Origin of the sequence: Streptomyces sp. NPDC050743 (assembly GCF_044456925.1) — a bacterium.
Lineage (GTDB): Bacteria > Actinomycetota > Actinomycetes > Streptomycetales > Streptomycetaceae > Streptomyces.
In genome coordinates, this window is sequence record NZ_JBITGJ010000028.1 from 96,583 (window position 1) to 105,669 (window position 9,087).

7 protein-coding genes and 1 pseudogene are annotated in these 9,087 nt (G+C 72.5%); 4 read left to right on the forward strand and 4 right to left on the reverse strand.

Annotation, left to right across the window (positions count from 1 at the left end):
* Window positions 1–40: 40 nt before the first annotated feature.
* The 3 genes and pseudogenes from ACIBJF_RS25665 to ACIBJF_RS25675 all read right to left on the reverse strand — a co-directional run.
* Window positions 41–1,498: pseudogene (locus tag ACIBJF_RS25665) on the reverse strand (protein kinase); the annotation flags it as partial.
* Window positions 1,495–2,241: an FHA domain-containing protein gene (locus tag ACIBJF_RS25670; RefSeq protein ID WP_399177003.1), complete on the reverse strand. Its 747-nt coding sequence runs from the start codon at window positions 2,239–2,241 to the stop codon at window positions 1,495–1,497. The pseudogene ACIBJF_RS25665 and the gene ACIBJF_RS25670, both read right to left, overlap by 4 nt.
* A gap of 150 nt (window positions 2,242–2,391) precedes the next feature.
* A complete protein-coding gene (locus ACIBJF_RS25675; protein WP_399177004.1) occupies window positions 2,392–3,030 on the reverse strand; it encodes a hypothetical protein in 639 nt (212 codons plus the stop codon).
* Between the two features lie 260 nt (window positions 3,031–3,290).
* Here ACIBJF_RS25675 and ACIBJF_RS25680 point away from each other — a divergent pair, with 260 nt between their 5' ends.
* The 4 genes from ACIBJF_RS25680 to ACIBJF_RS25695 all read left to right on the forward strand — a co-directional run bounded on the left by ACIBJF_RS25680 (window position 3,291) and on the right by ACIBJF_RS25695 (window position 8,205).
* Entirely contained in the window at window positions 3,291–4,145 is an 855-nt protein-coding gene (locus tag ACIBJF_RS25680) for a bifunctional methylenetetrahydrofolate dehydrogenase/methenyltetrahydrofolate cyclohydrolase (protein WP_399177005.1), read from the forward strand.
* Entirely contained in the window at window positions 4,135–4,596 is a 462-nt protein-coding gene (locus ACIBJF_RS25685) for a DUF3017 domain-containing protein (protein ID WP_399177006.1), read from the forward strand. The genes ACIBJF_RS25680 and ACIBJF_RS25685 overlap by 11 nt, the downstream gene beginning before the upstream one ends.
* Before the next feature lie 824 nt (window positions 4,597–5,420).
* Window positions 5,421–6,686: a DUF2690 domain-containing protein gene (locus tag ACIBJF_RS25690; protein ID WP_399177008.1), complete on the forward strand. Its 1,266-nt coding sequence runs from the start codon at window positions 5,421–5,423 to the stop codon at window positions 6,684–6,686.
* A gap of 529 nt (window positions 6,687–7,215) precedes the next feature.
* Window positions 7,216–8,205, forward strand: coding sequence for a malate dehydrogenase (locus tag ACIBJF_RS25695; RefSeq protein WP_399177010.1), 990 nt, complete (start codon window positions 7,216–7,218; stop codon window positions 8,203–8,205).
* Between the two features lie 12 nt (window positions 8,206–8,217).
* Here the strand turns inward: ACIBJF_RS25695 and ACIBJF_RS25700 are convergent, their stop codons facing one another.
* Window positions 8,218–8,784 carry a hypothetical protein gene (locus tag ACIBJF_RS25700; protein WP_399177012.1) on the reverse strand — a complete coding sequence of 189 codons (567 nt, stop codon included), beginning with the start codon at window positions 8,782–8,784 and terminating at the stop codon, window positions 8,218–8,220.
* Between the last annotated feature and the right edge of the window lie 303 nt (window positions 8,785–9,087).

The window sequence follows — 9,087 nt, forward strand, 5'->3', positions numbered from 1 at the left end:
TGGAGGGTGACCAATCCCCTCCCTCAGGGAGGGGAGCCTTCAATTTCCTGTACGACGTCCGGTACGCGGCGGAGAGCAGCACGCGCCTGTCGCCGGGCAGGCCGGACTTCAGGTTGGGCGCCATGAAGCAGAGGTAGCGGCCCATGGCCGGGATGGAGACGGAGGGGGTGAGGGGCGGGGTGGGTGTGGCCGACGCGGGAACGCCGTCGTCGCGCATGTACCAGCGCAGGACGGCGGGGGTCCAGCGGGCGATGCCGAACTCGTGTTTGGCCGGGTCGGAGAGGTCCGGGTCGAAATCGCTCTCGGCCTTGAGCATCGCCGTCCTGCGCGCGGGGGTCACGTCGGGTTCGGGGGAGGCGTGGGCGGAGTCGGCGATGAGCTTGCGGTAGCGCACCGGGATGCCCTTGTCGGTGCGGAGCTCGGAGGCGCCGTAGGCCGCCAGAGCCTTGTCGTCCGTGCCGTCGGCGCCGTCGCTCGCCCAGGTGCTGATGCCGTAGCTGAGGGCCGCGGCGGCGACGGTCGCGGCGGCGGCGCCCGCGATGGCCGCCCGCCGGCGCCCGCGGCGCGGGAATCGCGGGAACAGCCGGCGCGGCAGGCGCGGCGAGCGGCCGGTGCCGGCGGCCGCCTCGGCGCGGCGCAGCAGCGCCTCGGTGCCGATGGGTGCCTCGTGCGTCCGGGCCAGGCAGTCCCGCACGATCTCCCGCCAGGCGTCGGGGAGTCGGGGCGACAGGCGCAGTTCGTCGGTGCCGCGCGCATAGGCGGCGGCCGCGTCCCGGCGGGCCGTCGGGGTGGCGCCGGACAGCGGGAAGGAGTCGGTGAGCACGAGATGGGCGAGCACGCCGAAGGCCCAGACGTCGGCGGATGGCCGGATCCGCCGGCCGCGTTCGCCGATCTCCGTCCACAGCAGCTCGGGCGGGGTGTAGTCGGGGGTGGAGAAGGCCGGGGTGTAGGCGTGGGTGCCCTCCAGTTCAGCGGCCATGTTGAAGTCGGCGAGCCGGGCCGAACCGTCCGCCATCAGCAGCACGTTGGCCGGTTTCAGATCCCCGTGCACCCAGCCCGCCCGGTGCAGCTGGGCCAGCCCCTCGCAGATCTGGGCGAGCAGGGCGGGCCCGGCGGCCGGGCGCGGCGCGGCGGCGAGCAGGGCGGACAGGGAGCCCTCGGCCCGCTCCAGGACGAGGACGGTGGCGCCGTCGAGCTCGGGGCGCTCCGGGTCGTCGACGACCAGTGACTCGTACATCCGGATCAGCCGCGGCGGCCTGAGCCGCCGGTGCAGGTCGACCTCGCGCTCGATGAGGTCGCGCAGATGGGCCAGTTGGCGCGGGGTGCCGGTGCCGGTGGGCAGGAACTTCAGCGCGGCGGCAGCGGGCAGCTCCTCGGAGTCGCCGGTGCGCCGGCCCGCGTACACGCTGCCGAAGGCGCCCGTCGCGATCGGCTCGCGCACCTCCCAGGCGCCGACCCGGTAACCCCGCGGCACCGGCACGGCGTATGGCTCGGTCACCGGGCCGTACGGCTCGCGTCGGCGGCGGACAGGACGACCAGGTCGTCCTCCCGTACGAGGTCGAAGCGGAGCGTCAGGGACACCAGGGACTCCTTCTTGCCGTTGAGGCGCGGACCGGTGTCCGCGGTGTCCGGGCCGGGCTTGAGTCGCAGCTTCACCGCCAGGTAGTCGATGTTCCACTGCACCGAGGTGCGCGAGGCGGCCGGCCAGGCGGGGCGCAGCCGGTCGACGACCTGGTCGACCGTGGGCAGCGGGGCGTGCGGGTCGCCGCGCAGCCGCGGTTCGCACAGGGCGGCCAGGACGGCGAAGTAGCGCTTGGTGCGGTCGACGGAGAAGGCGGGGGCGGTGGTGTCCCCGTCCGGCTCTGCCCCCTGCGGCAGATAGTCGTGGCGCGGCGCCCACACCTCGATCGTCAGCAGGTCCCCGGCGGCGGGCAGCACGATCCGCGAGAACTCGAACGGGATGGGCGCGTCCAGCCGGCCCGGGCCGACCTTGACGTGCTCGCCGGCGCCCTCCGGGTTGTCCACGACGTACGTCTGACGCGCTGACAGGTTGCTCAGTATCCAGAACGCGCCCTGGGCGATGAGTTCGCCGGCCCGGCGGGAGACCCCGTCGTGCGGGATCGTCAGATCGTTGCCGGCCGCCCTTCCGAAGGTGAGGCGCTCACCCGGGGCGAGCCGGATCCGGGTGCTCGGCTGCCGGTCCTCCGGGGTCGGCGGAGGTACGACGATGATGCTGTACAAGGTGCGTCTCCCCGTGCCGACGGACACCCCGGCCGCAGCGGCCGACCCGGCCAGCCTAGGGGGACACACCAGGGCCGTGCCTCCCCTGGACGGGTGAGACACGGCCCTTGGTGTGGAAATGGCGCGAATCGTACTGCCGCGCGGGCGGGTTCAGTAGCGGGGGCGGTTGAACCAGGCGGTACCGCTCGGCACGACCGGGGCCGCGGTGATGACGGCCGCGAAGACCACCCAGAGCAGCGGGAAGATCACAGCCGAGGCGAGACCGGAGTCCAGGCCCGTGAAGAGCCCGATCAGGCCGAGGACACCGCCGAGCGCGCCGTAGACCACCGTCGTGATGCGCACGCCCTGACCGCCGCGGCCGAACTTCACGCCCAGCGTGATGGACAGCGCGGCCAGGCCCAGCGCGATCAGCGCGATGAACACGATCAGGCCCGCGGCCATGTGGCCGCCGTCACCGATCGTGCTGAACGGATTGTTGCTGGACGAGCTGCCCAGATCGTCCGCCTTGTTCGAGACGTCGTTGACGAAGGCCGCGAGGTACAGCCAGACAAGGCCGATGAGGATCTGCACCGCCGAGATGAGGTACAGGAACACCCGCGCCGTAACGAGCAGACCCGGCATCGTCTGAGGCATCGCGTTGCCGCCCGGGTAGCCGGGGTAGCCGGGCTGCTGCGGGTAGCCGTAGCCCTGCGGCGGGGCGGCCGGCTGCTGCGGGTAGCCGTAACCGGGAGCGGCCGGAGGCTGCTGGGGCGGCGGGCCGTAGGGGTTGTTCGGGTCGCCGAAGCTCATGGCGCTCTTCCTCCGTTGATCCAAGTGCGGGGACGACGCGGAGCACGGTTCGGAGGAGATTTCTACAGATGCGGTCCGTCCCCCCGGCACTGCCCGCGGCACTGTCTGCTCATCGTTCTTTAGGCGGGTCTTACTTGTCCAGACGGAATCGTGAGGTGTTGTGCAAGTGCAACATCGCTGATCATGCTGTGACATGGCGGGGGAGGGCCGTGGGGCACCCGGATTGGAACCGGGGGCGGGTCATCCGCGAGGATGGGGGTATGACCGCCCAGATTCTCGATGGCAAGGCCACCGCAGCCGCGATCAAGTCCGATCTGACCGCCCGCGTGGCGGCGCTGAAGGAGAAGGGCGTCACGCCCGGCCTCGGCACGATCCTTGTCGGGGACGACCCCGGCAGCCAGAAGTACGTCGCCGGCAAGCACCGCGACTGCGCGCAGGTCGGCATCGCCTCCATCCAGCGCGAGCTGCCTGCCACGGCCACCCAGGAGGAGATCGAGGCGGTCGTACGCGAGCTGAACGAGGACCCGGCCTGCACCGGCTACATCGTCCAGCTGCCGCTGCCCAAGGGCATCGGCGAGAACCGCGTCCTGGAGCTGATGGACCCGGCCAAGGACGCCGACGGTCTGCACCCGATGAACCTCGGCCGGCTGGTGCTGAACGAGCCGGCCCCGCTGCCCTGCACCCCGAACGGCATCCTGACCCTGCTGCGCCGCCACGGCGTGGAGATCAAGGGCGCCGAGGTCGTGGTCGTCGGCCGCGGTGTCACCATCGGCCGGCCCATGCCGCTGCTGCTCACCCGGCGCAGCGAGAACGCCACCGTGACCCAGTGCCACACCGGCACCCGTGATCTGTCCGCCCACCTGAAGCGGGCCGACATCGTCATCGCCGCGGCCGGCTCCCCGCACCTGATCCGCGCCGAGGACATCAAGCCGGGCGCCGCCGTTCTGGACGTCGGTGTCTCCCGCAACGCCGAGGGCAAGATCGTCGGCGACGTGCACCCGGACGTGGCCGAGGTGGCGGCCTGGATCTCCCCGAACCCCGGTGGCGTGGGCCCGATGACCCGGGCGCTGCTGCTGGTCAACGTGGTCGAGGCGGCGGAGCGCAGTGCCGGCTGAGGGCGCCCGCGCGGGGGCGGTCACCCGCGGTACGCAGAGCGCAGGGGAAGATCCCGGGCGGAAGACCACGCGGCGCTTCCCCCGCATCACCAGGGACACCGCGCGGCCGGAGGGCGGCGGCCGTGCCGCGTCCGGTGCCGCCCCGGCCCCGGCACGGCAGTGGCCCTTGCTCGTGGTGCTCGGCGGGGTCGCGCTGGGCCTGCTGCTGACCGCCCTCGACATGTTCCGTGCCGGCACCCTGCTGATCGGCGCGGCCCTGCTGGCCGGGGCGGTCATGCGCTGGATACTCCCGAGCGTCGGCATGCTCGCCGTGCGCTCCCGCTTCACCGACATCGCCACCTACGGCGTGCTCGGCCTCGTGATCGCCCTGCTGGCGATGATGGCCCAGCCCGACCCGTGGCTGCGGATCCCGTTCCTGAAGGGCATCCTGCACTTCACGCTCAACCAGTAGGGCTGTTCGTGACGCCGGTGCCCCGCGCCTCCCCCCGGGACGCGGGCCACCGGCGTACCCCGACGGCACGGCCGCCGACCCCGGCCCCGCCTCCATCGACGGCCTGAAGTCCCCTGCCATCACATCCGGTAGCCCACCGCTTCCCGCAACTTCCGCGGCACCTCTCAGGGTTGACTCCTGCCTCCCTGCCCGGGCGTGACCGGTCCGTCACCCTGCGCGGCCGATGGACCCTCACCGTCTTCGCCGTCGTGCAAGGCCGCCGCGATCGGTTACGTCGCCCTCGGCTACTGGCCGGTGGTGTGCACCTTCGGTTCCATGCTCGCGCTGCATGACCGGGTCTGGGCGTACGCGGGGGGGCAGCCACCCCCCGTCCATGACGTCCGTGCTCGGCCAGGCGCTGCCGTACTGCTCGGTGCCGGCCTGGTTCGGGCACCTGGCCCGCCGCTCCGCCGAGCTCACCGGACGGCTGCGCGCCGAGCGGGCCCGGTGCGCGGCGCGCTCTGGTGGTGCGGGAAACGGTGGCCCGCCCCCTCCCCCGATGAGGGGCGGGCCACCGTCGCAACTCAGCCTTCCCTGCGGGAACTGCCTGTTCAACGCCTGTCCGTGCGCTGTGGCACGGAAGTGACCGTTCCGCTACCGTGTCCACGTACTGCCACATGTGTCCTCACCGTGTCGATGTCTCGACAGTTCGGGATACGTTGGGGCATGACCGGCGGCAGTGGTGCTCCTGTGCGCCCCCAGTCGGGGAACTGGGATCCCGGGTCGGCGCATCCTTGTGGGTAGCCAGGACGGGGAATGCCGGGGGAAAGCAAGAGGGGGAATCGATGCCTCGCTGGAAAGATCTGCCCGAGGACCTGGACCCACAGATCAAGGAGTTCACCCAGCAGGTGCGGCGGCTCGTGGACCGCAGCGGCCTGAGCGTCGCGGCGCTCGCCGACCGCACGGGCTACAGCAAGACGTCCTGGGAGCGTTATCTGAGCGGCCGGCTGCTCGCGCCCAAGGGTGCGATCGTCGCTCTCGCCGAGGTCACCGGCACCAACCTCGGCCATCTGACCACGATGTGGGAGCTGGCCGAACGCGCCTGGAGCCGGGCCGAGATGCGGCACGATCGCACGATGGAGGCGATCCGCATCTCCCAGGCGCGCGCCGCGCTGGGGGAGTTCGGGGCGGCGGAGGCGACCGGCGGCCCGTCCGGCCGCAAGGGCGCCGACGCGGGTATGGGCATCGCCGGCCCGGCCGGCGTCTCCCCGGCGATCCCCACCCAGCCGACGGCCCCCGACGCCGACGCCCGGGAGCAGGCGGGGCGGGGACAGGGGGACGGTCGTGAGCGAGCCGACGGTTCCGGTCTCGGCCCGGACGGCGCCGGGCGTGGCGGGACCTCGGGCGGCAACTCCTGGGGCCTGGCCGGGTATCAGGGCCCGTCCAAGGCCGGCCCCCGCACGGGCGCCGCCGCCACTGCCGCGAACGGTGTGCGGCCAGACGGCCCGCCCGAGGGCCCCGGCCGGACCCCGACCACGCCGAACGCGTACGACGGCCGGCCGCGGGAGCCCCGGCCCGCCGGGGGCACCCCCTCGGGGGGCGGCGCCCCGGCTCCGGGGGACGCCGGCCGGCAGCGGCTGATCATGTTCCTGGCGGGGCTCGTCGGCGTGCTCGTCGTCATCGGCGCCGTCTTCTTCTTCACCAACCGGAGCGGCGCGAAGCACGAGAACGCCGCCAAGCCGTCCCCGAGCGCCACCACGCACACCACCCCGCCACCCGGGGTCAAGTGCACCGGCTCCGCCTGCGACGGCAAGGACGCCGAGGCCATGGGGTGCAGCGGCGACCTGGTGACCACCGCCAAGAGCGTCACCATCGGCACCACCACCCTGGAGGTCCGCTACAGCAAGGCCTGCGGCACCGCCTGGGGCCGCATCACCGGGGCCGCCCAGGGCGACGAGGTCCAGGTCTCCGCCGGGAAGGCCCGGCAGAGCGGCGAGACCTCCGGCGTCGGCGACACCATCGCCTACACCCCGATGGTCGCCGTGAAGAACGCGGCAGAGGCCAAGGCCTGCGCGACGCTGGCGTCCGGGCGGACGGGGTGCACCAAGTAGGACGGGTGGACGCACCGCGCGGAACGCGCCGTCCATGGCATCCGGCAGTCGATGTGCCGGGATGTGCCGGGTACCGCCCGCCCGATGTCCCGCGTCCTGCCTGCCCTGTTCGGGGTATCACGCCGCCCGGCACGCCCTACCTCGACCGCGCCGTCCGGTACGCCATCACAGGGGTCGCGGCGCCGGCCGTCGGCTCCTGGAGGGCGGGCGGAGAATCGGGGAGGAAATTCCGGGGACGGGCGCATGGCGGGCCGGATTCTGGGCACGTGGCCCAATACCCCCCCACGGGAGTCCGGCAATCCGGTACCCCCACCTGGGCGGCCGCCTCCGTCCTCTCCCCCTCTCCCGGACGGGCGGCCGCCCCTTCGTCGCCTTGTGTCCGACTTGTGGGGTGAGCCACACGGCCCTGTACGTCTCGCATGCCGGATGCGCGATAGCCTGACCGCTGGATCGATCTCTTGACGCCAAGAGATCGATCATCCGTCCGGGGCAGGGACGCCCCACCGCCAGCTGTCATACGGAGAACGCCATGACCCGCACTCCCGTGAACGTCACCGTCACCGGCGCGGCCGGCCAGATCGGTTACGCCCTGCTCTTCCGCATCGCCTCCGGCCAGCTGCTCGGCGCGGACGTTCCGGTCAAGCTGCGCCTCCTGGAGATCACGCCCGCGCTCAAGGCCGCCGAGGGCACGGCCATGGAGCTGGACGACTGCGCCTTCCCGCTGCTCCAGGGCATCGACATCACCGACGACCCGAACGTCGCCTTCGACGGCGCCAACGTAGCCCTCCTGGTCGGCGCCCGCCCCCGCACCAAGGGCATGGAGCGCGGTGACCTGCTCGAGGCCAACGGCGGCATCTTCAAGCCGCAGGGCAAGGCCATCAACGACCATGCCGCGGACGACATCAAGGTCCTGGTCGTCGGCAACCCGGCCAACACCAACGCGCTCATCGCGCAGGCCGCCGCTCCGGACGTCCCGGCCGAGCGCTTCACCGCGATGACCCGCCTGGACCACAACCGCGCGCTCACCCAGCTCGCGAAGAAGACGGGTTCGACGGTCGCCGACATCAAGCGCCTGACCATCTGGGGCAACCACTCCGCCACCCAGTACCCGGACATCTTCCACGCCACGGTCGCCGGCAAGAACGCCGCCGAGGTCGTGAACGACGAGAAGTGGCTGGCCGAGGACTTCATCCCGACCGTCGCCAAGCGCGGTGCCGCGATCATCGAGGCCCGCGGTGCGTCCTCCGCGGCCTCCGCCGCCAACGCCGCGATCGACCACGTGTACACCTGGGTCAACGGCACGACCGAGGGCGACTGGACCTCCATGGGCATCCCGTCGGACGGCTCCTACGGCGTCCCGGAGGGCCTGATCTCCTCCTTCCCGGTCACCTGCAAGGACGGCAAGTACGAGATCGTCCAGGGCCTGGACATCAACGAGTTCTCCCGTGCTCGCATCGACGCGTCGGTGAAGGAGCTGGAGGAGGAGCGCGACGCGGTTCGCGGCCTCGGCCTCATCTAAGAGGTTCCGGAGTTACGGCAAACGCTCGGCATCCCGCCGCAGGGGTGCCGGGCGTTCGCCGTCTGCGGGTATGCGGTGGGTTGCTCGCGCAGTTCCTCGCGCCCCTTCAGGGCGCCTTCCGTACCCGGTGATCACCAGGGCCGTCGCCGCCAGCACCACCACCCCCACCGTCCGCAGGGCCGGACCCAGCCCGTGGAGCAGGTCCGCGTGGGCCGACAGCACCGTGCCGGTGACGGCGACGCCCAGCGCGGCGCCCGTCTCGCGGGCGGTGGTGCCGAGGCCGGAGCCGAGGCCCGCCTGGTGGGCCGGGAGCGAGGTGACCACGCCGATGGTCAGGGCCGGCATGGACAGCCCGGCGCCTGCCGAGATGACCAGCAGCCAGCAGACGAACACCGCGTAGGGTGTGCCCGCGCCGGCCGTGGACGCGCCGAGCAGGCCCAGGCCGATCAGGGCGAGACCGGCGCCGACGACCGCGCGCGGGTGGCCGGCCCAGCGGGTGGCCAGCTTCTGGGCCACGGCCATCCCGAAGACCAAGGGCATGATCGCCACCCCGGTGACGGCGGCGCCGTAGCCCTTCACCGGGTTCCTCCGAGGATGCCCCGGCCTTCGGGCCGGGGAGGAATCGGACTCCTGCGGAGCGGGGCAGGGACAGCCGGATCGCCGTCAGGGCGATCCGGCGCCCCGCCCCGCACGGCGGTGATGCCGCCCGCGATGATCGAGAACTCTCGACTGTCAGTGGCCTCGGGTAGGTTCGGATGCATGACGACAGAGGTGACCACGAAGGACGCCGGGCATGCCCGGTACACCTTCCGTGTGCGCCTGTCGAACACGGCCAGGGGCCGGCTCGAAGCCGAGTGGGATCGCTGCCGCTGGATCTGGAAT